Source organism: Neorhizobium petrolearium (assembly GCF_017873175.1).
Taxonomy (GTDB): domain Bacteria; phylum Pseudomonadota; class Alphaproteobacteria; order Rhizobiales; family Rhizobiaceae; genus Neorhizobium; species Neorhizobium petrolearium.
In genome coordinates this window covers 57,772-79,664 of sequence record NZ_JAGGJW010000006.1, presented here as the reverse complement: position 1 = coordinate 79,664, position 21,893 = coordinate 57,772, and the positions used below count along the sequence as shown (strand labels likewise).

Sequence of the window (21,893 nt, the reverse complement as noted above, 5' to 3'; positions counted from 1 at the left end):
ACTCATAATGATCAAACGTCACCGCAAGCACCGCATCATGCACGGCGCCGTCGAACATAACGGCGTGCTTTATCTCGGCGGCCATGCCGCAAGCGACATTTCCGTCGGCATGAAGGAGCAGACGCAACAGACCTGCGCCAAGCTCGAAGAGATACTCGCCGAATGCGGCTCCGACAAGCATCACATCCTGTCGGCGCGCATCTATCTCTCCGACATGTCGCGCAAGGAGGAGATGAACGAGGCCTGGCTCGAATGGCTCGACGGCGACGATCTGCCGTCGCGTGCGACGATCGGCGTTGCCGATCTCGGCGATCCCAGAAGGCTTATAGAAATCGTGCTGATCGCCGCCAAGAAATAACCTCGATGGCACGGGCGGATTTTGGTCCGCACGTTCGCTTTCACGGACTGGAAAACGTACATGACGGACAAGCCGAACCGGATCGACGATCGCTATGCGACCCGCGAGAAATACACGACGTTGCGCGGCATCTACAAGGATGCGCAACGCCGGCTCTCGGAGGTCGACTGGAACTATCTTTCCTGTGGCACCGGCGATGAGGTGACACTACGCGAAAACACCGCCGTCTTCGACCGCATCCGGTTCGAGGTGCCGCTTTTCGCCGGCATCAGCAATCCGGACACGCGCACGAAAGTCCTCGGCTTCGACCTCAGCTTCCCCGCCTTCATCGCGCCCTTCGGCGGCGGCGAGGCCGTATTCCATCCGGAAGGGCATCTGGCGATCGGCCGCGCCGCAGCGTCGGCAGGCATCCAGCAGATGGTGCCGGTCGCGGCGGCCCATTCATTGGAGGAGGTAGCGATAGCCTCGCCGGTCGCATCCATTTTCCAGATGACGTTCGTAGGGGATGAAGGTGCCGTGCTCGAGATGATCGAGCGAGCGAAGGTAGCCGGCTATCAATATATCTGCGTCACCTATTCACCGATACGCCAGTGGCGGGAGCGGATGATGGAGGACCGGTTTTCGATCCGCGGCGAGGAAGGTCCGTCGAACTTCGGTCCCGGCAAGTCCGACGCAGCAGCCCTTGCTGAGCTTCTGGATTTCACCAGGCCGCGCTGGAGCTGGGCTCAGGCCGCCAGCGTGATCAAGAAGGCTCCTCTTCCTTGCATCGTCAAGGGGGTCTCCAGCGTGCGCGACGCCAAGGCCTCGCTCGATGCCGGTGCAGTCGGTCTCTATGTCTCCAATTACGGCGGCCGGACGATCGACCGCACGCCGACAACACTGGAAACACTGCCGGCGATCCGCGATGCGGTAGGCAAGGACGTTCCTGTGATCTTCGATTCCGGCGTCCGCCGGGGAAGCGACATCGCCGCCGCGATTGCACTCGGCGCCGATGCCGTGGCGCTTGGCCGCATCGTTGCCTACGGCCTTGCGGCCGACGGCGAAAACGGGGTGCGGCGAACGCTGGAACTGTTGCAGCGGGAATTCTGGACGACGCTCGGCCATCTCGGCTGCTCGACAGTGGCAGAACTGTCTCCCGCCGCCCTCGCACACCATTGATCACGGCTAAAAACCCTGCGCGACCTCAGCGGGAATGGTGCCTTGTTCCTGAACGGACTAGACCCGCGAAACCCAAGCTATTGTTAGTAACTTGCTGTTTCGGTCACCGTTTTGGTGTCCACGAAACCGGCAGCAGGCCACTTGGCCCGGTCTTGCGCATCATAGGCCATGCCGCGTTCGGGGAGGTCGTTGGGGACTTTCCAGTGATCGGCGTCGATCCGCTCGACATGACCGGCACGGCGTAGCGCTTCCAGGCGGCGGACGTGGGAGCGGATGAAGGCGTCCGGATCGCCGCCGATCCTTTCGATCTTTGCCCTCGCCTGCTCCAGATGATCGGTGGGCCGGTAAATGCCATCGTTGTTTGCCGCAAGATCAAGGATGTTGATGTCCGATGCCCTGGGCTTGGACTTGGGCGGGATCGGGTCGAGCGAGATAATGTGGCCGCGCTGGATATCGTCCAGCCGGTGGATCTCTGCTGTCTCCACATAATGGGTATGTCCGTCCACGCCGTCGATGACCAGATGTAGCCGGTCGCTCATCTCGTCGCCTGACAGTCCCTTAGCCAGGACCCGACCGACGACAGGCTCGGTGATGCTTTTGCCGTGGGTAATGCAATCGCGGGCACCACGCTCTTCGGCAAGGCCGTGATCCTCCAGCGCCCGGTGCGTGGTCTTGATGATATCGCGGCGCTCGCCAAGCGCACGCAACGTCTGTTCCGGATCGTCGCGGATCGTCCATCGTCCCGTGCCGATCTCATCCGCCAAACCATACCGCTCCAGCCGCTTGGCCCGGTCGATCATTAACGATCGGTTGGCTCTGACCGTGTAACTGTCGGAACCATCCGGACGCAGATCGATCATACCCTGTTCCTGGCTCTCCGCGATCAGCATCCTGTCGAGACGGATCAGGCGTTCGGCCTCGACCTCATGGCGCAGCTTTTCCGCGATCTCCAACTCGCTCTGCTGGCCCAGTTCCAGCGTCACCAGTGCCTCGGCCGGTGGCGGACCCCATACGCGATATAGTCGCCGGCAATGTTGAGGATGCGACCATCGTCCAGCACGCCCCGCACGATAACATGAGTGTGGGGTGACCGGTATTGTGGTGATCGACAGCGATCCAATCCAGCCGGGTATCCAGATCGTTTTCCATCTGCTTCATGAGATCACGAGTGAAGGATCGCATGTCCGCCATATCGACTGCATCTTCGGGTGCCACGATGAACCGGAACTGATGCCGGTCGTCGCGTCCGCGCTCGACGAACGCCTTTCCATCGGCCTCATCCTCAATCGCGGAAAAGACCCGGCCCTTCTCGCCATTCTTCGTCACGCCATCGCGTTCCAGATAGCCCAGGTGTGCATCGACTGCCTTGGCCGTCGCCGCTCGGAATTTCGAGCCACGCGACTGACCCCGTTGCGGGGCGAGCTTCACCACCCGCACCTTGACGACAACACGCCGCGAGCGGAACCGGGTGCCGCTGCCACCACGCGTCCATCCTCCACCGTCATTCGGAAACGATGGCGCAAGTTTTGCGCCACCGCCCCGGGCATTGAACCGCCCGCCGCCGTTACCCGACGATCGGCCTATCCGGTCGGGGTTTCCGCCTGCCTTGCTCACGGCGATCTTCACCTGTGTGAGAAACGGTTTCGAATGCAGGCTGGTGCGACCGCCCCGGCTCTTCGGTCGGCCCGGTTTGATGTGGAAACTGTCGTCGTCACGATCTGCCATATCGGCAGGTTCGACCCCCATCCCCGGCCTGGCAAGCGGCTTTTGGCAGTCATCGCAGGCGGACGTAAAAAGACTTGAACCCGCGTAGTTCCGCGTACCGCACCTCGCGGAAACTAGCCGCTATCATCACGGACCACAAAGAAGATCAGTCGGATCTAAAATTCATCTCACATCGCGGATCGCGACGCTTCCCCGTTTTCCGGCTCGGAAAATAATGTGCAGACAACAACTTACGAGCAACGCGAGCGCGAACCCCAGGTTCGCTTTATCTTGCAGTCCTTCCCCTACCCAGTTGACGCTCCCAATATCCCTGCTTTCCGGTGTTAAAAGCCGAGAGAGCGGGTGTTTCTTCGCGCAGGTCGTCGCTCAGCCCTTCATGGGCGAGCAGACCTTGCACATCGAAGAGATCGCGCGGGTGCTGCCGGTCCAGTGCTGCAACCAGCTTGCCAGCAAAAAGGTCTTCAAAAGATACGACGCTGGTTTCCGCAAAGCCGAACGCCTCTTCAACCGCCTCGGTGACCGGAATGGTGGAAGGTTCATGAACCACGCCACGCAATACGGGAGAGACTTCGATCTTGACCTGCGTGCCCTCCGCAATCACGAGAAGGCGAAGGATCGCACCATCGTGAATGTTTTCGGTGACGCGCGCGCCCGGCAGCTCCGCCAGAGCTGCCGCCTTGATGCGCTTCATGGCCGCATCGATCCCGGCCAATGCCTCCGGCCTGTCGTGCACCGGCAGATACATCAGATCGATATCAACCGAGAGGCGCGGCAGGTTGCGTACAAAGAGGTTGATCGCCGTTCCGCCCTTGAGCGCGAAACAGGCTTCGCGTGTCACGATGGGGACAAGGCGCATGAGCAGCCGAACCTGAGCCTGGACTGGTCACGAAACGGCATCAAGGTCCTCCGGCACGGTGATCAGATAGACAGGATCGAGCCGGCCACCAGGGACCAGCATGCGTTTGCCCTTGCCCAGATGGATCGCCTCCTTGTCCAGACGCTTGAGCCACGCATGGCGGTGACGATCCGCAAATAGGAAGAACAGGCGTTTCACCTTGACGCTGTCACAGTCCACCAGCAGTTTCTGCAGCCGTCTCGGACTGAAATTTGCGGCACTCTGCATGATCATGTCGGCCTGATGGAAACTCTCATGGCGCGGCAATTCATCGAGCATTTCGAGATAGGCGCGCTCGGGCTGTGAAAGGGTCAGGGGCCAATCCCACTGTCCCCATGGAAGCGACTTCAGACTGCCGCCCTGAAAGCGGGTGAGATCGCGGCCTGTTCCGTCCGCGATATTCCAGGCAAGGCTGCCAAGCCCCTGCGTGATCGGATCATTCCGGAAGAGGGTCGCGCTGTTGTGATAGACAAAGCGCTGAGGAAGGTTCAGCTTGTCCAACCATGTCGGCGGCTTTTCCGGACCATAGAGGTGAACGGTCTTGGTCTCATGCGAGAGATAATGCGCAAAGCCCTGTAGCTCCAATGCCGTGCGCCCACCGACATAGAACGGCGTTCGCAAGAGCAGGGTTTGAAGAGAGATAACGACTTGCTGCCAGCTTAGCCTGCCACGTGGCCTTTTATAGACGCTGCGCACCGGCTGTTCCAGCCAGCCGGCCTTGACGTAGTAGGCACGCAGATTGCTGGCGACGCCGTGGTCTTCCAGCCAAGCGGCATCCACGACCAGCCCTTCGGGAAGGTCTCTCTCAAGTCGGTTTAACAGTGATGCAGATCGCTCAGCCATGCTGAGTATATTAAATGACTCTCAAACCATTTTCAAGTTTGAAAAATACTCCAAATACTCAACCAAGCTGAGCAAAAGCGACAGATGGCAATCCTCTACACTACATTTCCAGCCAGCCAGAAGCCGGCGCGAAATCCGAAGCTTTCAGCTGCAACGCAGCCATCCATGATATGACGATCAGTGCTTGTCTTGCCGTAAGCAAGATTGCCGACAATTCATCGTAACAACCGCTGCTCGACCCACCGTTGCCAATGGCCATAACCATCGTGAATTCGGGTATCACTGTGGTTGGCCGGAAGGATTATTTTTTCAGCATCATACGTATCCTGATAGAACAAAGGCGCAGCTGGATCATCTGACTGAAAAACGTGGATTCGGTAGTCGTGCGATCCCTCGATGACAGTGTAACGGCCAATTCGCATAATCAGAAGGCAGGTGTCCTTCCTGTTCCCACCCGCCATCTAGCTACCCGTCATGGTGTAGATAGGGTCTTTAGTCTCCTCGAACATAACTGCCGCATTGCGAATGGCGGCGGGAGACAAGGCGACCCATGCCTCCTCGACGAAGCCCTTATCGTACAAGCCTTTCCAGAATACGTGACGCGGGGGCCACATATGTGTCTGCGTCGATTTAGTTATAATCGCCAGCAAGGCGTCGATGCTCTCCCCTGCTAGCCAGCGGACGACCACTTTGCGATGGGCGGGAGTGACCAATGCCCAAAACTCAGCACGTTGATTTCTCGGATCGCCGAAAGCTTCAACGATGCGGTGAACAAGAATGTCCCGACATCCGCCGGAAGATGCGACCGAAGCCAGGGATTGAGCAGTTTTTCAACGGCGGATGCCGCAAGATCGCCCTCAAGCGAGGGGCGCTGTTTTGGGAAGACCCAGGCAAAAATCTGCTGAATGACCTCGACAGAACTCGCCTCCGGCAACGCACGAAGCCAGGCATAGTGAACCTGTCTCATTAGCTTACCCGAGTGAGGCGCAACGACACCTGTCAGAGATTTAGAAATCCTCGTCCTCGGTCGCCAGTGCTTTGCCAATCACATCGGAGGGCCGTCTCGAGTTGCTGATCGCTGTCGCCCTCGTACATCTTCTCTCGTCTCGCTGCAAAAGTCTGGATCCGCTCGAGTGAGGAATGGCCAGTCATCTAGCTAATGACTGACGGATCTGACGAACTCTCTCGTGAAAATTGGATGGAAATGGATGGATAAATAGTGCATGACAGCGTCTCAGGAATTGGATGGGAATGGATGCGCAAATGGAATTTCTAAATACGGCGACCGTCCGGATCACGCCCGAGATCCTGTCGCTGATCGCCGAAATCGACGAATTCAAGGGTGCTTGGCGTGCGATCGGCCGGATCGCGCCTGAGCGGCTGTCCGGCCTCCGGCGTGTCGCCACGATCGAAAGCGTCGGTTCCTCCACCCGTATCGAAGGGGCACGCCTCACCGATCGAGAGGTCGAAAAGCTGCTGGCAAACATTCGCCTGGGGTCGGTTACGACACGTGACGAGCAAGAGGTTGCCGGCTATGCGGAGGTGATGGAAACCATCTTCAGTGCTTACGAAGCTATTTCGTTCACCGAGAATCATATCCGTCAGCTCCACCGCGACCTTCTTGCGCATTCGACAAAGGACGAGCGGCATCGCGGCACCTACAAAACCCTCTCCAACAACGTGGAAGCGTTTAACGAACAGGGCGAGAGCCTCGGCATAGTTTTCGAAACGGCATCACCGTTCGATACGCCGCGTCGAATGGGAGAACTGATCGCCTGGCTAGATGAGCAAGGGCGAGAAAAGCGGCTCCATCCACTTTTGGTTGTCGCGATCTTCGTTGTCGTTTTCCTCGAAATCCATCCATTCCAGGATGGCAATGGCCGCCTATCGCGTATTCTGACCACCTTGTTGCTCCTGCGGGCCGGCTACGCTTACGTCCCCTACAGCTCGCTCGAAAGCATCATCGAGCAAAGCAAGGAGAGCTATTACATCTCGCTTCGGCGCACGCAGGGAACGATCCGCAATGCCGATCCCGACTGGAATCCCTGGATCGAGTTCTTTTTGAGAGCCCTGCATCGGCAGAAGACGCGGCTTGAGAATAAAATGGAGCGCGAGCGTATTATCCTCGCCGACATGCCGGAATTATCCGTTACATTGCTCGAGTTGGCGCGCGAGCACGGGCGGATCACGGTCGCGGAGGCTGCACGGATCACCGATGCAAGCCGTTACACTATCAAGGATCATCTCAAGGCACTCGTGGATCAAGGGCACCTCGTCCTCCACGGTGCCGGCCGCGGCGCCTGGTACGGTCTTTCCTAATCAAGGGGATGTCAGGTTCATCTGAATGGATTAGCTCTTGAATGGGTTCGAACCGACGATCCCGCTATTTCACAATCGTTCCAGTTGATGAGAGTAGAGCCTGAGACCCCGTCGTTCGATGTCTGGCCTGCCGTTGAAGCGAATCGAGCCAGACGAACGGATGCCGGCAAACGGCTCGCTCCTTGTCTCCCGCGTCGCAAGACGCTATATATGGCAATGTATTAACTGCGGTGAAAATTGATGACATTCGTCACTACGACAGTGTTGGCTACGGTAAACGCCCCTTATGGGACGAGCCTTTCGGCTGAGCAGTTGGCGTCGAAGATTGCCGACCCGGCGAGCGCCGACCATTACGACGCATCGGCATTTGCGTTCTTTTCTGATGTTAGCGAAAGCCTTCAGCATTCGTTTCTCGATGAAATGCATGTCAACCTTGCTGATGCCTCTGTCGTTGCACGACGGTTTTCCGATATGGCCGGATACGAACTGCCGCTCGCCCGAGCAGCCTAGTGGCACAATCTCAAAATAGTCATTGGGCCGAGCTCTTTGACCAGGCCCAGAAGATAATCAGCCAAGCTAATTCAAAGTTCACCGTTCTCGACAGCTGGAGTTTCGGTGGCGGCACTGCGCTGATGCTTCAAATCGGCCACCGGCAGAGTTTCGACGTCGATATCTTCATCGAAGATCCTCAGGTGCTGCCTTATCTCAATCCACAAACGCAGGGCTTTGCTCTCGACATATACCCCGAGGCTTATACCTTCGACGGAACGCGTGCGCTCAAAATCGTGTTCAAGGATATCGGAGAGATCGACTTTATCGTCGCAACGCACCTGACGTCTGAGCCCACGAGGGAAAGAGAAATACGAGGGCAGAAGGTTTACCTGGAGACGCCAGCCGAGATCGTTGCGAAAAAGATTTTCTATCGCGGGGCCTCAATGCAGCCACGCGACATGTTCGATATTGCCTGCATCCGCGAGAGCGAAGGCCATGATTACCTTGTAGAGGCGCTCATTCCGTTCAAGGAATCATGCGCACGGGCCCTGAAAACGGCACGTATGATGGACGCCCGGCTCGCCGAGGCTGTTATGTCCAAGCTTCTGTACCAGTCGAAATACTTTAGGATACCATCGCAAGCGCAGCAGATGACGATTGAGATTTTAGAGACCATTTGTGGCCCTGAGCCACCAACCGAGACTTAAGCGAGACCACTCGCCTTGGAGCGATTGGGACCTACGGTGCGTGACCTCTTGTAATTTTAAGAAGGAAATCAACGACAGCGCGCACCTTTACAGGTGTGCGGCGGTTCGCGGGAAAGACGATCGCGATTGGATCGGCTTCGATCTCGTAGTCCTCCAACACGGGCACTAGAAGGCCCCGCTGCATCTCCTCGCGAAACAGCCACCATGTCGCCTGAGATATCCCCAGACCGGTCATCGCCGCCTCGCGCAGAATGTCGCCGCTGTCTGTCGTCAGGCATCCTGAGACGCGGATTACCTCTTCGCTGCCGTCCTTGCCGCGATAATGCCAGTTTGGCCCGAAGGCGCCGGTGATGCAGTTGTGCCGAACGAGATCGGCCGGCGTCTGCGGCCGGCCATAGCGCTCGATATAGCTCGGAGCTGCCACCGTCTTCTGGGCGCCGCGCACCAGGATACGGTTGATCAGCCGGGAATCAGCCAGCCGGCCGGAATGCACGACAAGATCAAAGCCGCCTTCGATTGGATTCGTTGTCTGGCTCTTGAGGCACAGGTCCAGCACGACGTTCGGATAACGATCGTAGAATTCCGGCAGCGCGGGAATGACCGTCATGCGGCCGAAGGACGGCGGCAGCGCGATCCGGACCGGCCCGCTGGGGGCGATATTTGCCTCACGAATGGAGCCTTCCGCCTCATCAAGATCGATGAGGATCTGGCGGCAGCGCTCGTAATATTCCGCCCCGTATTCGGTCAGATGCATGCGCCGGGTGGTGCGGTGCAGAAGCTGTACGCCAAGTCCTTCCTCGAGCCGGGTCACGCTCTTGGTCACCGCCGATGTGGAGGATGACAGTGCCTTGGCAGCTGCGGTGAAGCCGCCGAGTTCGGCCACCCGCACGAATGACAATATGTCCTGGAACCTGTTCACTTCGGTTCGTTCACTGCTCACATCTTGCGCATTGTGACGCGCCGTTAATCGACAGCTTACGCATTAAAGGGGCAATCGCAAGCAGACAGGTTCCAGCAGCAATTTGCGTGCCGTTCCTCTCCATCCGCCGGGTTTCTATCCGGAAAATGATTTTTTCCAAAACTGCGTATTTTCCTTCGCCGCTAGCTGGGAACACTAGGGCCAAGGATGCCAAAGGCGCCGGGGAACGCATCGAATGGAAAATCTGTGCCGGGATACTGGTTCGAAAACACTTTATGCCTGATGGAAGACGCCGGCCGCTTCAAGACGGAACGGTGGTCGATCGAGGTTGCGGGCGGCCGGATTGCAGCGCTGCATCCCGCAGGCACGCCTGCCCCTGCCGGGCGACATTTCATCGATGCTTCCCGCCTCCTCGCTACGCCCGGCTTCGTCAACTGCCACAGCCATTCACCGGACAACCTGGCTCGGGGGATCGCCGGCGACCTTCCGCTCGAACTCTGGTCGCTCACCTCTTCCGCAGCGCGTGAAAGACGCAGCCATCAGGAGATCTACATCTCGACGATGCTCGGCGCGATCGAGATGATGCGGTCCGGGACGACCGCCGTCCTCGATCACGTGCGCATCTCACCCGATATTGATGCCGGGGCGCTCGATGCCGTCGCCTCGGCCTGGCGGGACAGCGGCATGCGGGCGGTGATCGCGCCGATCGTTTCGGACCGGAGCATTATCGACACCCTGCCCTTCGATGCCGGCAACCTCGTCGGCCTCGATCTTGCCTCCTACGGAAGCCGTCCTCCAGTGCCCGCCTGCGAGCAGATGGCGATCGTCGACGCTTTTTTCCGCCGCTGGAACGGCGAAGCGGACGCCAGGATCAGCGTCGCGATCGGTCCATCCGGTCCGCAGCGATGCTCGGACAAACTGCTTGTCGCGGCGGCCGATTTCAGCCGGCGGCACGAAACACTCCTGCACACCCACATCCTCGAAACCCGGCTGCAGCGTGAGATGGGCCTGAAGCTTTACGGCCGCGGCATGATCGCCCATCTCGAAGGCCTTGGCCTGCTGACTCCGCGCACCAATCTCGTTCACGCGATCTGGCTGGAGCCGGACGATGCCGCGCGGATTGCCGCCGCCGATGCGACGATCATCCACAATCCGGTCTCCAACGCTCGGCTCGGCAGCGGCTATTGCCCGCTTCCCGACCTGCTCGGCAGGGGCATTCGGGTCGGGCTCGGCACCGACAGCGCCTGCTGCAACGACGGCGCCAATCTTCTCGAAACGATGAAATGGGCCGCTCTCCTACACAATCTCAAGTCCGACGACGAGGAAGACTGGATCGGCCCGCAGACCGCGTTGAAGCTCGGCACATCCGGCGGCGCCGATGCCATCGGCCTAAAGACGACAGGCCGCCTGGAAGCGGGATACGATGCGGACATCACGTTCTTCCGCCTGGACGCACCGGCATTTCGGCCGCTGAACGATGCACCTCGCCAGCTCGTCCTGTCAGAAAACGGCAGCGCCATCGACCGGGTCATGATCGCCGGGCGCATCGTCGTTTCGAACGGCCGTGCCACGGCGATCGACGAGGCGGCGATCTGGAGCGAGGCCCAAGTCTTCGCCGACCGGCGGCGGACCGAAGGCGCGGCCGCACGGGCCGCAGCTCATGTTCTGGAAGCGCCGATCCGCGGGATGCGGAAGCGCTACGCCAAGCTTTGGGCAGGAGGCTGCGCATGCCATTGACCTCACCTTTGGCCTGGACCGAAGAGCCGCTGCGTTTTTTCCAGCACCTGTTGCGCGAGACCGATGCCGCGAAATCGACTGTCGGCCAGCTCGTCGGCGAGATCAGAAGCGTCGGCGCCAATGCCTGCATCGTTATGGGCGGCGGTTTTTCCGCCTGGTATCCGACGAAACTCGCCTCGCAGACGATCAACCCGCATTTGCAGGGAGATTTCCTCGGCGACTTCCTGAATACCGCCAAGGCGGAAGGCATTCGCGTCCTGGTGCGGATGGACATTTCCAAGGGCCGCGAAGGCATGGAGGCGAAACACCCCGACTGGTTCGTCCGCAAACCGGACGGCGCGGTCACCAGCGTCTGGGCCATGCCGCAGATCTGCGCCACCGGCCCGTTCTGGCAAGCGCAGGTCTTTTCGATCCTCGACGAGATCCTCGGCCGCTACCCCACCGCGGACGGCTTCTTCTTCAACTACCTGCACGTGCCGCGCTGTTATTGCGGCCGCTGCAGGGGCATCGTGCAGGCGGCGACGGGCAAGCCCGTTCCCGCTTCCGACCGTCGAGAACCCGCCTATGAGGCCTGGCGGCAGGATTTCCTCGCCGATTACATGGGCCGCGTCCGCAGTTTCGTGCAGCAGCGCAATCCGGGTGCGGCGATCGTACCCTACCATCACGTCCATGAGGGCTGGAACATCCGTCGCATGGCCGAGGTCAGCGACATCATCGGCTCGCAGGTATCCAACCCCGTGATGCCGAATCCGATCGATCCGCAGCCGATCTGGAACCTCTGGGCCGCAGAAGAGGCGCTCACGGCCGGCGCCCTGAAACCCGGCCGTCCGCCGCTCCTCATCCAGACGACGTCGGAAGTCTTCGCCAGCCGCCAGTCGGCGATGCCGAAGGCGCGGCTGATCCACAACCTCGTTCAGGCGGCGGCGCATGGCGCCAGTACGGCGCCGGCGGTGAACGGCCTGCTCGAGCAGAAAGACGCACGCTTCGTTCCGGCGCTGCGGGAATTCGGTGCCTACCAACAGAAGAACGCCCATTGGTACCGTGGCCTGAAGAGCCTCGCCCGCATCGCCGTGGTCCGTTCCGAGCACAGCCGGCTGTGGGGCGAGGACGCCGGCCGGATGGCCGGGGCGCCGAACGGCAATGGCCATGTCGCGGAATTCCGCGGCGCCTGTGAATTGCTGTCCGATCTGCGTTATCCCTTCGCCGTTGTTGTCGCCCCGGGTCTCGATGCAATGGAGCTCGGCTGTTTCGATCTTGTGATCCTGCCGGCGGCAGATTGCCTGTCCGATACCGATGCGGCGGCGATCGACGCCTATGTCGAACAGGGCGGCCAGATTGTCGCCACCGCCGATCTCGCAGCTGCAACCGACATAGGAACACGGCGGGAAACGCCTGCCCTGCGCTGCCTGCCGGCCCTTCCCGGCGAGGCCCGCTCGGTGGTCGGCGCCTATTTCGCGCTGAGGCGGGCCGACCTCGGGAGCGTTGTGGACGGCATCCCGCATATCCCGGCCGCCGGTCCGTTCTGGGCACCCTTCGGCGATGGCGAGACGCAGGACGACCTCCGCATCATTGGCCCGTTCGCGAACAACGCTCCGGAATTCACGACCGTCGAAGGAGACGGCAGCGAACCCGGTCTGATCGAGCGCAGCTTCGGCGAAGGTCGGGCGATCTGGCTTCCCTGGCGCATCGGCGCGCTCTATCACCGCTATTCGATGCCGGAATATCGCCGGATCCTCGGCGCGCTGGTGGAGGCCAAGATCGGCCCGCCGCCCGTCCGCACGACCGCATCGAGTGCCGTCGAGACCATCCTTTACGGCCATCCGGACGGCATGGTCCTGCATCTTCTCAACGGCGCCGCCTCGCAGACCAAGAGGCTGACCGAACTGACGCCGCTCACCGGGTTCGAGGTCTCGGTGGAAACCGATGCCGATACCGCTCTCTCGCTTCACGATCACACGGAACTGCCCGCGGCAAGGGCAGGTAAAATGATGGTCCTGCGCCTCGGGCGCCTGGATCACTTTGCGGCCATAGCTCTGGTAAAGGGTTCGTCCGGGAGGAAGAAGGCTTGAGGAAGACGACAGATCCGACGGGCCGCTCGGCCCATCGCAGAACAGAAAAGGGTGAACAGATGAAAGATATCCTGAGACGACATTTTGTGGCCGGCACGCTGGGTGCTGCCGCGCTCGCGCTTCTTCCGCTCGCCGCCTCGGCCCAGAACGCCTCGACGATCGTGGTCGCCCAGGCCGCCGACGCATATTCGATGGACCCGGCGAAACATTCGGCCTTCCCGACCGCCAATATCCTCTTCCAGATCTATGACGGTCTCGTCAGCCAGAACGAAAAGGGCGACATCGTTCCCGCGCTGGCGACATCCTGGAGCAATCCCGATCCGCTGACCTGGCGCTTCAAGCTGCGCGAAGGCGTGAAATTCCACAATGGCGAGCCCTTCAATGCGGCCGCGGTGAAATATACCCTCGACCGCGCCCTCGATCCGAATTTCAAGGCGCCCTATTACTCGCGCATCTCGCAAATCAAGTCGGTCACGGTGGTCGACGACTACACGGTCGAGATCAAGACCGACAAGCCTTTCCCGACCATGCTGCTGTCGCTGTATGAGGCGAGCTTCCCGGCACTGATCGTGCCGCCGTCCTACACCGCCCAAAACAACAGCGCCGATCTCGCTGCCAAGCCGGTCGGCACCGGCCCCTACCGTTTCGTGGAGTGGAAGAAGGACGAGCGCGTCGTGCTCGAAGCCAATCCGGATTATTGGGGCGGCAAGCCAGCAGTCGAAAAAGTGATCTTCCGCCCTATCAAGGAAACTCGTACTCGCATCGCCGAACTGAAGAGCGGTGGCGTCGATATCGCCGTCGATGTGCCGCCGGAGGACATGGCCTCGCTCGACGGCGGCGAGACCAAGATTTCGACGGTCGCCAGCGACTCGCTCTATTTCCTGGCCTTCGACATCACCCGCGACACGCCGCTCAAGGACAAGCATGTCCGCCAGGCGATCAACTACGCCGTTGATGTCGATGCCATCCAGCAGGCGCTGCTGAACGGCATGGGCACCCGCATTGCGCTCACTCTTCCGGCCAACGCCTTCGGTTACGATCAGGCCTGGAAGCCCTACCCCTACGATCCGGCCAAGGCCAAGGCGCTGCTCGCCGAAGCCGGCTACAAGGACGGCTTCACCGTTCCACTGATGACCCGCAAGGGACGTTACATGAAGGACAGCGAGATCGTAGAAGCGACGGCCGGTTTCCTCGCGAAGGTCGGCATCAAGGTGAACATCCAATATCTCGAGCCGGGCGTCTGGGGTCAGGTTTCGGAAAAGAAGGGCCGTGAGGGCATCACTTTCCCCGGCTGGAGCGGCCGCGACCCGAACCTCGTCTGGTACCCGCTGCTGCACACGGGCGAATACCAGAGCTATTACAGCAATCCGGAGCTCGACAAGCTGCTCGATGCCGGCGCAGGCACGATCGACCAGGCGGAACGCAAGTCGATCTACGAGAAGGCGGCCGCCATCATCAAGGAGGATGCGCCGCATCTACCGATGATCCAGCCGCCGCTGATCTACGGCCTCGACGCCAGGCTCACCTGGACACCGCGTCCGGACGGCATGATCGACCTGCGCAAGGCGCATTTCTGATAGAAACGGCATCCGCGGCCGGCTTCCGGCCGGGCCGCGGATGCCAACGTTGACGGAGCGAAGCAGGTCTTGGCCAATTTTCTGATATCCCGATTGCTCTACGCGGCCATCGTGCTGCTCGGCGTATCGGTCGCCGTGTTTTTCTTGATCCGGATCGGTGGCGATCCGTCGGCGCTTTTCCTGCCGCCGGAGGCCTCGATCGAGGACATCCAGCGTTTTCGTCACCTGATGGGCTTCGACCGGCCGCTGGTCATCCAGTACTGGGATTTTCTCAGCCGCGCGACCAGGGGCGATTTCGGCATGTCGCTGCGATACGAGCAGCCGGCGATGCAGCTCGTGCTGGAACGCGTGCCGGCGACGCTGCAGCTTGGCGGGGCCGCCTTCGTGCTGTCGATCGTGCTCGCCGTTCCGCTCGCCATTCTGGCCGCCGCCAATCGCGGCTCGATTATCGATCGCGCAAGCCTGTTGATCTCGCTGATCGGCCAGAGCTTTCCGGCCTTCTGGTTGGCAATCATGCTGATCCTGCTCTTTTCCGAAACATTCCATATGCTGCCGCCTTCCGGCCGCGGAAGCTGGCAGAACCTCGTTATGCCGGCGATCGTGCTCGCCACCTATTCGACTGCGATCATAACCCGCCTGCTGCGTTCCTCTCTGATCGAGGTGCTGCAATCGGATTATGTCCGCACCGCCCGCGGAAAGGGCGTGCGCGAAAGCCGCATTCTCCTTTCCCACGCCCTGCGCAATGCTGCGATCCCGACACTGACCGTTATCGGGCTTCAGGTTGGCGCGCTGCTCGGAGGTGCGGTGATCACGGAGGAGGTGTTTGCCTATCCCGGCATTGGCCGGCTGGCGATCCAGGCGATCGCCAATCGCGATTTCACCGTGGTGCAGGCCTTCGTTCTGTTCATGGCCGCCGTCATCGTCGTCATCAATCTCCTGGTCGACCTCTCCTACGGCCTGCTCGATCCGCGTCTGAGGACGGGCAAATGAGCGCATTTCTCAACCGTTACCTGACGAGCCGTCTCGCCGCCTTCGGCCTCGCGATCCTTCTCGTCGCGCTGTTCGCGGCCCTCTTCGGCCCCTGGTTCGTACCTTACGATCCGAGCGCACAGGACATCCTTCAGCGCCTCAAGCCGCCGCTTTGGCAGGGTTCCGAAGGCATCCACCTGTTCGGCACCGACGCGCTCGGCCGCGACATCTTCAGCCGCATCGTCGTCGGCGCCCGCGTCTCCATGCTGGTCGGCGTCAGTTCGGTCGTTATCTCCGGTGCCGTCGGCGTCACCTTCGGGCTGATCGCCGGCTACGAGGACAAATATGCCGGTCGCGTGCTGATGATGCTGACGGATATCCAGCTCGCCATTCCCTTCCTGGTGCTGGCGCTCGCCGTCGCCGCAGTCGTCGGACCGAGCCTGTGGAACATCATCGCTATCCTCGGCCTGACGAACTGGGTACAATATGCGCGCGTCGTGCGCGCCGAATGCCTGGTGCTGCGTGAGCGGGAATTCATCCAGGCGGCGTATATGATGGGGATTTCCTCTCCCCACATCCTGACGCGCCATCTACTGCCCAATGTGATGTCCTCGGTCATCGTCATTTCCAGCCTGCTGGTCGCCAAGATGATTCTGTTCGAATCCTCGCTGAGCTTCCTCGGCCTCGGCGTCCCGCCCGAAACGCCGACCTGGGGCACGATGATCTCCGAAGGCCGCAACTATATCGGCAATGCCTGGTGGGTCGCGACTATTCCCGGCTTCGCCATCTTCTTCACCGTGGTCGGCACCAATCTCGTCGGCGACCGGCTGCGCGACCTTCTCGATCCGCGGCTCAGGCAGATGGAGGGCTGATCGATGCCGAACCCTGCTTCCTACGACATTCTGATGCCCGGCTTTCCGGGGCGCAGTTCGCGCGGCTTCCTCGGCTGGAGCACGATCCTTCTCCTGAAGACGCGCGAAGGTCACGCGCTGTTCGATACCGGCGGCAGCGGCGACCGCCCGGGCCTAATGGCGGCACTCGCCGAGCGTGGCATCGACCGCCACGATATCCGCACCGTCATCCTGTCGCATCTCCATTTCGACCATATCGCAAATGTCGAATGTTTCCCGAAGTCGGAGATCGTGCTTCACGAAAGCGAATTCGCCTATGTCCAGGACCACAGGTTCGATGACCCGGCCATCTCCCGCTTCCAGGTCGAGAGTCTGTTGCGGAGCCCGCAACTCACCCTCGTCTCCGGCGAACTCGAAGTGCTGCCGGGGGTGAGGATGATTTCGACGCCGGGACACAGCGGCGGCCATGTCTCGCTGGTGATGACCGTCGACGACAAACGTGTGGTCCTCGCCCAGGACGCGATCAAACATCGCGGCGAGATTGAAACCGGCGCCCCCGCCGGCGCCTTCGACGAGGAAATGGCCCGCGCCAGCATCCGCCGCATCGTAGGCATGGCCAATATCGTCGTTCCGGGTCACGACGGTCCGCTGACTATCGAAAACGGCCGCGTCGCCGCAGCCCCTTCCGTTTGCGCCGAGGTCAGCCTGACGCTGGATGGCCGACGTTTCCTGCTGGAGGTCTGAGAATGTTGACACTTCTGCACAACGCCTTTCTCTGCACCGGGCTGCCCGGCGGTTTCCATCCGGACGGTGCCGTCCTGATCGGCCGCAGCAAGGTCGTCTGGGCCGGCCCGCTGGCGGAGATGCCACCGCAGGCGGAGCTCATCGCAAGACGGGATCTCGGCGGACGCGTCGTCATCCCCGGCCTGATCAATACTCATGCGCATGGCGGTCTTTCGACCCATCGCGGCTGCTGCGACGAGGGCAACCTCTTCGAATGGGCCGCGGCGCTGGCACCCCATACCTCCCACCTTACCGTCGCGGACAACCGGCGCGGCTGTTATCTTGCGATTATGGACATGGTGAGGAACGGCATCACCACCGCCTGCGACTGCACCCGCTACGGCGCCGGCGTCTTCGCCTCGGTCGCAAGCGAGATCGGCATGCGGTCGCTGAGCGGCGCGCTCGCAAACTCGCCGGAACTGCGCCGCAACGGCCGGCCGAACTGGCCGCTCGCCCTGGAGGAGACCTTGGAAGCGATCGAGATGCACCGGGGCAACGGCCTTGCCCGCTTCTATCTCGGCGGCCATTCCCCCTATAGCTGCACCCCTTCCCTTTTGAAGGACGTTAAGCGCGAGGCCGATCGCCTCGACCTGCCCTTCGTCATCCATGTCGCGGAAAACCGCCGCGAGAACGAGATTGTGATGGAGCAATACGGCCAGTCGCCGACCGTCTGGCTGAACGGACTCGGCGTCCTGGACAGCCGCGCGGTGCTCGCCCATTGCGTATGGGTCGACGAAAACGACATGGACATCCTTGCCAGAACCGGTGCGGGCGTCGCCCACAACCCGGCGAGCAATGCCAAGCTTGCGAGCGGCATCGCGCCGGTGCCGGAATTGCGCAGGCGCGGCGTGCCGGTCGGGCTCGGCACGGACAGCACGCTCAGCAACAACTGCCTTGATCTTTTCCAGGAAATGAAGCTCTCGGTGCTCCTGCAGCGCGCGACGAGCCTCGACGGCCGGATCATGGGCGCGCGGGACGCCTTTACCATGGCGACGCTCGAAGGCGCCCGCGTTCTCAACTGGGATGCGGAAATCGGCAGCATCGAAACGGGCAAGGAAGCGGACCTCGTCGTTCTCGACGTCAGCCATCCGCTCGGGCTGACGTCCGAACGCGTGCTCTCCGATATCGTCTACCATGCCGGGCCGCAGCATGTGCGCGGCGTCATGGTGGCCGGCCGCATGATCTTCGAGGACGGACGGCTTCTCAATGTCGACGAACCGGCCATCCGCCGATCCATTCACGAACATTACAGACATCAAGCATAATAAAGGATCAGGACCATGACGGACGCACCTGTCGGGCTCATCACCAGCGCCGCCTCCGACAACCTTCTGAAAGACCGCCGGCTGGAAATGGTCTCGACCCCTTGGGGCGACGCCCCAGTGCTGATCGGCGATATCGGCGGACGGCAATCCGCCGTCATCTTGCGCTACGGCGAGAAGCTGACGCTACCGAGCCACAAGATCAACTATCACGCCAATATCTGGGCGCTGCGCGAGCTCGGCGTAGAATCGATCATCTCCCAGAACGCCATCGGCTCGGTCAACCCGGCGATCCGGCCGGGCGATATCGTCGTTTCCGACGATTTCCTCGACAAGACGAAATCCCGCGCCCAGTCGCTGTTCGATGAAAGCGAATGCTGGGTGCGTGTCGATTTCACCGACCCCTTCTGCCCGCGCCTGCGCGCCGACCTGATCGCTGCCGCCAACCGGCACAGCAACCGCGTGATCGAACGTGGCACCTTCGTTTGTACCGAAGGCCCGCGCTTCGAGACGCCGGCGGAAATCCGCGCCTATGCGCATGAAGGCGGCGATATTGTCGGCACGCCGCTGGTCCCCGAAGTGATCTTCGCCCGCGAGGCGGAAATGTGCTTCGCCTCCATCGCGCCGGTCATCAATTTCGGCGCCGGCATGGCCCCGGCCGTGGTGCATTTCGGACCGGGTAGCATGAACGAAATCTACTATAAGGAAGGCTTCCACGATCTCATCGAGAAAACCCTCATCGACGCTATCTCCGGCCTGATCGGCGAACGAAACTGCAATTGCCGCACGGCATTGGATGGCGGCTTTCACGGACATCCGCCTGCCTGGTTGAAACGCCACACCTCCTGAATGACTGCTGCCTCACACGCAAGGTAGGCCTCAAACAACTTAAGCTTTTGATAGGATCAGAACCTGAGACTCGTCATTCGGTGTGAGGCTTGCATTTGAAAGGACCAGGACCAACGCCCTGTTATTACAGATTTCCTCTGCGACAGAACCGTAGGCGAGCCAAGAACTTGGCAAGGCTGGAATGACTGATTTGGGGCCGAGGAACGAACCCGCTGCGCGGAAGGGAGAGAGCGGACATCCAAACATCTGGCGATGTGGTCCCAGTCGGCCAACTGCGGACATATTAAATATGTCTTTTAGGTAGGCAGAGCCTCAGGGCGCAAGCGCCTCCAGCCCGCCGCGGGAAGGGATGTAACGAGAACCGCCATGGGTTCGACGCGGCTTCCTAATTCGAGCTTTGCGCTCGTCGTCTCACTCCCGCCCGGACAGCCGTTTCAAAGCGTCGATGCCAACCGGGGGAACAGCCTGGAACGGCAGAATATAGGCTCGTTTCGCCAATTTGCGTGTGATCCGGTCGATCTGCATCCGTTCTCCCGCAAAACGCGACTGCAAAAGCGGGTCATGCGTGCCACTCGCCGCCATGGTCCTGTTGACCACCCAACCGTAAGGCTCGATCTTTGCTCGCCGCAGGTCTTCCTGCAGCATCGCCGCTTCGGAGACCGGCGTCGTTTCGGGAAGGGAAACGAGGATGACGCGCGTATATTCGGGGTCCTGAAGGCGCATCAGTGGCGTGACGATCCGGCCAGGGCCGACCGTCTCCATCTGTCGTGTCATCTGGCGATGATAAGCGCCCGTCGCATCCAGCAGGAGAAGCGTGTGCCCCGTCGGAGCGGTGTCGATGACCACAAAGGCGTCGCGGGCCTCTGCCACGATCCGTGAGAAGGCGTGGAAGACAGCGACTTCCTCCGTGCAGGGAGATTCAAGGTCTTCCCGGAGCAGCGCCTTACCGTCTTCGTCGAGATCGCGTCCGCGCGACGACATGATCTTCTCGATGTAGCGTTTGGTTTCGGCGGCGGGATCAAGCCTGTCGACCGTCAGACCGCGCATATTTCCCTCGACAACGAACGACAGGTGAGCCGCCGGATCAGTAGTCGTCAAATGCACGGCATGGCCGCGTTCGACCAGGCCGACAGCAAGGGCCGCAGCGACCGTCGTCTTTCCAACGCCGCCCTTTCCCATCACCATCACCAAGCCCCTGCGGCCACCGGCGATCTCGTCAATCAATTTCGCAAGCGACGGCAGGTTGGCCTGGGCGGGTGCCACCGGTTCCCAGATGGTCGACGCCTGCGACTGAGGTGCGAACAAGGCCCGAAGTGCATCAAGACCCACCATGTCGAAGGGAAGCATCGGAAACTCTTCGCTCGGCAGCCGGGACAGTTCAACCGGCATCGTTGAGAGCGCGGCATCCTGTGATCGCTCAATCCCGACTGCAATCGGATCGTTGCGCTTAGTCGCACGAAACCGCCCATTGATCGCGAGCAGTTGGTTCTTTAGCCCGAGGGCCGCCAGTTCGCCCGACGTGCGTGAAGCCTCGCGAAGAGCACTCGAGTCCGGACGGGCAACCAAGACGATCCGGGTGCGCTTCCCATCTCCCAGGCATGCAAGCGCCTCCCGGAACCGCGCCTCCTGCATCTTCAGGCCCGAGTGCGGACCCAGGCACGATGCGCCCCTGTCATTACCCTCAAGAAAGCCGGTCCATGCCTTTGGAAGACTGAGAAGCCGCAACGTGTGACCTGTGGGTGCGGTGTCGAAAATGATATGGTCGAAGGTCGACATGTCGTCTGTAAGGAGTCCGACAAAGGCATCGAACGCCGCAATCTCTGTCGTGCAGGCTCCGGAAAGCTGTTCCCGAACTGTGTTCCGTTCGCTCTCGGAAGCGTTGGCTGCCATCTGTGCCAATACACGTTCGCGATAGTCTTCGGCGGCCGCTTCCGGATTGATGTTCATGGCGTAGAGGCCGGGTACGGATGGGACTGGGGTGGGGGTATCCCCGAGCAGCGTCGCCAGCATTTCGTCCAGATTGGATGCGGGGTCAGTGCTGACCAGCAGCACCTGCTTTCCGCCGTCGCAAAGCGTGATCGCGCTTGCACAGCTTAGGGACGTCTTGCCGACCCCGCCCTTCCCCGTGAAGAACAGATAGCGCGTCGGGTTGGTCAACATCTGCTGCGTCTCGGCCATGACAATCTCACTTCCACAAAAGCTTAGATGATCGAGACCGAACCATCCTTGATCGACCTCAATCAATATCGAATGAGGCGTAGCTCTTCTGCGCAGCATTCTCTACGCGACGGAATGCGAGCGCGTTCGCAACATGCTTGACCGCTGATGGGGCACCGGCGACGCGGCGTCCCCACGGAGCTATGTCCGCTCTCTGGCCTGC

At 60.9% G+C, this 21,893-nt stretch carries 19 protein-coding genes and 2 pseudogenes; 14 read left to right on the top strand and 7 right to left on the bottom strand.

What is annotated here, in order from left to right; genetic code table 11:
- Positions 1-7 precede the first annotated feature (7 nt).
- Both J2046_RS12765 and J2046_RS12760 read left to right on the top strand, forming a co-directional pair.
- Entirely contained in the window at positions 8-358 is a 351-nt protein-coding gene (locus J2046_RS12765) for a RidA family protein (protein ID WP_037156213.1), read from the top strand.
- Positions 359-418: 60 nt separating this feature from the next.
- On the top strand, positions 419-1,516 hold the full coding sequence (locus tag J2046_RS12760) for an alpha-hydroxy acid oxidase (protein ID WP_210052309.1): 1,098 nt from the start codon (positions 419-421) through the stop codon (positions 1,514-1,516).
- A gap of 83 nt (positions 1,517-1,599) precedes the next feature.
- Here the strand turns inward: J2046_RS12760 and J2046_RS33830 are convergent, their stop codons facing one another.
- Positions 1,600-2,499 carry a DUF3363 domain-containing protein gene (locus J2046_RS33830; protein ID WP_325169754.1) on the bottom strand — a complete coding sequence of 300 codons (900 nt, stop codon included), beginning with the start codon at positions 2,497-2,499 and terminating at the stop codon, positions 1,600-1,602.
- 103 nt (positions 2,500-2,602) lie between these two features.
- Between J2046_RS33830 and J2046_RS33825 the strand changes: the two genes are divergently transcribed.
- A complete protein-coding gene (locus J2046_RS33825) occupies positions 2,603-3,319 on the top strand; it encodes a hypothetical protein (RefSeq protein WP_233469743.1) in 717 nt (238 codons plus the stop codon).
- Between the two features lie 271 nt (positions 3,320-3,590).
- On the opposite strand, the pseudogene J2046_RS12750 reads toward J2046_RS33825, so the two are convergent.
- The 4 genes and pseudogenes from J2046_RS12750 to J2046_RS33820 all read right to left on the bottom strand — a co-directional run.
- Positions 3,591-4,138: pseudogene (locus tag J2046_RS12750) on the bottom strand (nucleotidyl transferase AbiEii/AbiGii toxin family protein); the annotation flags it as partial.
- Entirely contained in the window at positions 4,125-4,979 is an 855-nt protein-coding gene (locus tag J2046_RS12745) for a type IV toxin-antitoxin system AbiEi family antitoxin domain-containing protein (RefSeq protein ID WP_210052305.1), read from the bottom strand. The pseudogene J2046_RS12750 and the gene J2046_RS12745, both read right to left, overlap by 14 nt.
- Before the next feature lie 215 nt (positions 4,980-5,194).
- Positions 5,195-5,743: pseudogene (locus J2046_RS34320) on the bottom strand (EH signature domain-containing protein).
- Complete coding sequence (locus J2046_RS33820) at positions 5,650-5,946, bottom strand: hypothetical protein (RefSeq protein ID WP_233469742.1); 297 nt, start codon at positions 5,944-5,946, stop codon at positions 5,650-5,652. The pseudogene J2046_RS34320 and the gene J2046_RS33820 overlap by 94 nt, the downstream one beginning before the upstream one ends.
- Before the next feature lie 296 nt (positions 5,947-6,242).
- Between J2046_RS33820 and J2046_RS12730 the strand changes: the two genes are divergently transcribed.
- From J2046_RS12730 to J2046_RS12720, 3 genes are all read left to right on the top strand, one after another.
- Complete coding sequence (locus J2046_RS12730; protein ID WP_233469741.1) at positions 6,243-7,298, top strand: Fic family protein; 1,056 nt, start codon at positions 6,243-6,245, stop codon at positions 7,296-7,298.
- 240 nt (positions 7,299-7,538) lie between these two features.
- Positions 7,539-7,808, top strand: coding sequence for a hypothetical protein (locus J2046_RS12725; protein ID WP_037156217.1), 270 nt, complete (start codon positions 7,539-7,541; stop codon positions 7,806-7,808).
- Positions 7,808-8,497, top strand: a complete 690-nt coding sequence (locus J2046_RS12720; RefSeq protein ID WP_210052299.1) for a nucleotidyl transferase AbiEii/AbiGii toxin family protein — start codon at positions 7,808-7,810, stop codon at positions 8,495-8,497. Before J2046_RS12725 ends, J2046_RS12720 begins: the two co-directional genes overlap by 1 nt.
- A 31-nt stretch (positions 8,498-8,528) precedes the next feature.
- Here J2046_RS12720 and J2046_RS12715 read toward each other — a convergent pair whose 3' ends face one another.
- Entirely contained in the window at positions 8,529-9,416 is an 888-nt protein-coding gene (locus J2046_RS12715; protein ID WP_037156219.1) for a LysR family transcriptional regulator, read from the bottom strand.
- 246 nt (positions 9,417-9,662) lie between these two features.
- Between J2046_RS12715 and J2046_RS12710 the strand changes: the two genes are divergently transcribed.
- From J2046_RS12710 to J2046_RS12675, 8 genes are all read left to right on the top strand, one after another.
- Entirely contained in the window at positions 9,663-11,153 is a 1,491-nt protein-coding gene (locus J2046_RS12710) for an amidohydrolase family protein (RefSeq protein ID WP_210052297.1), read from the top strand.
- Positions 11,144-13,222, top strand: a complete 2,079-nt coding sequence (locus tag J2046_RS12705) for an alpha-amylase family protein (RefSeq protein WP_210052295.1) — start codon at positions 11,144-11,146, stop codon at positions 13,220-13,222. Before J2046_RS12710 ends, J2046_RS12705 begins: the two co-directional genes overlap by 10 nt.
- The gene (locus J2046_RS12700; RefSeq protein ID WP_210052293.1) at positions 13,219-14,799 is read left to right on the top strand and encodes an ABC transporter substrate-binding protein; all 1,581 of its coding nucleotides are present in this window, start codon (positions 13,219-13,221) and stop codon (positions 14,797-14,799) included. Before J2046_RS12705 ends, J2046_RS12700 begins: the two co-directional genes overlap by 4 nt.
- Positions 14,800-14,868: 69 nt before the next feature.
- Positions 14,869-15,789, top strand: coding sequence for an ABC transporter permease (locus J2046_RS12695; protein WP_037156221.1), 921 nt, complete (start codon positions 14,869-14,871; stop codon positions 15,787-15,789).
- On the top strand, positions 15,786-16,640 hold the full coding sequence (locus J2046_RS12690; protein WP_210052291.1) for an ABC transporter permease: 855 nt from the start codon (positions 15,786-15,788) through the stop codon (positions 16,638-16,640). Before J2046_RS12695 ends, J2046_RS12690 begins: the two co-directional genes overlap by 4 nt.
- A 3-nt stretch (positions 16,641-16,643) precedes the next feature.
- Entirely contained in the window at positions 16,644-17,363 is a 720-nt protein-coding gene (locus J2046_RS12685; RefSeq protein ID WP_210052289.1) for an MBL fold metallo-hydrolase, read from the top strand.
- A 2-nt stretch (positions 17,364-17,365) separates the two neighbouring features.
- The gene (locus tag J2046_RS12680; RefSeq protein ID WP_210052287.1) at positions 17,366-18,667 is read left to right on the top strand and encodes an amidohydrolase family protein; all 1,302 of its coding nucleotides are present in this window, start codon (positions 17,366-17,368) and stop codon (positions 18,665-18,667) included.
- 15 nt (positions 18,668-18,682) lie between these two features.
- Positions 18,683-19,513, top strand: coding sequence for a phosphorylase family protein (locus J2046_RS12675; RefSeq protein ID WP_210052285.1), 831 nt, complete (start codon positions 18,683-18,685; stop codon positions 19,511-19,513).
- 411 nt (positions 19,514-19,924) lie between these two features.
- Here the strand turns inward: J2046_RS12675 and arsA are convergent, their stop codons facing one another.
- Complete coding sequence (gene arsA / locus J2046_RS12670; protein ID WP_210052283.1) at positions 19,925-21,691, bottom strand: arsenical pump-driving ATPase; 1,767 nt, start codon at positions 21,689-21,691, stop codon at positions 19,925-19,927.
- Positions 21,692-21,893 lie beyond the last annotated feature (202 nt).

Excerpts from the sequence above, each read along its gene's own strand:
- J2046_RS12765 (WP_037156213.1), top strand. The coding sequence starts at position 8 with ATGATCAAACGTCACCGCAAGCACCGCATCATGCACGGCGCCGTCGAA.
- J2046_RS12760 (WP_210052309.1), top strand. The coding sequence starts at position 419 with ATGACGGACAAGCCGAACCGGATCGACGATCGCTATGCGACCCGCGAG.
- J2046_RS12745 (WP_210052305.1), bottom strand. The coding sequence starts at position 4,979 with ATGGCTGAGCGATCTGCATCACTGTTAAACCGACTTGAGAGAGACCTT.
- J2046_RS33820 (WP_233469742.1), bottom strand. The coding sequence starts at position 5,946 with ATGAGACAGGTTCACTATGCCTGGCTTCGTGCGTTGCCGGAGGCGAGT.
- J2046_RS12730 (WP_233469741.1), top strand. The coding sequence starts at position 6,243 with ATGGAATTTCTAAATACGGCGACCGTCCGGATCACGCCCGAGATCCTG.
- J2046_RS12725 (WP_037156217.1), top strand. The coding sequence starts at position 7,539 with ATGACATTCGTCACTACGACAGTGTTGGCTACGGTAAACGCCCCTTAT.
- J2046_RS12705 (WP_210052295.1), top strand. The coding sequence starts at position 11,144 with ATGCCATTGACCTCACCTTTGGCCTGGACCGAAGAGCCGCTGCGTTTT.
- J2046_RS12690 (WP_210052291.1), top strand. The coding sequence starts at position 15,786 with ATGAGCGCATTTCTCAACCGTTACCTGACGAGCCGTCTCGCCGCCTTC.
- J2046_RS12685 (WP_210052289.1), top strand. The coding sequence starts at position 16,644 with ATGCCGAACCCTGCTTCCTACGACATTCTGATGCCCGGCTTTCCGGGG.
- J2046_RS12680 (WP_210052287.1), top strand. The coding sequence starts at position 17,366 with ATGTTGACACTTCTGCACAACGCCTTTCTCTGCACCGGGCTGCCCGGC.
- J2046_RS12675 (WP_210052285.1), top strand. The coding sequence starts at position 18,683 with ATGACGGACGCACCTGTCGGGCTCATCACCAGCGCCGCCTCCGACAAC.
- arsA (WP_210052283.1), bottom strand. The coding sequence starts at position 21,691 with ATGGCCGAGACGCAGCAGATGTTGACCAACCCGACGCGCTATCTGTTC.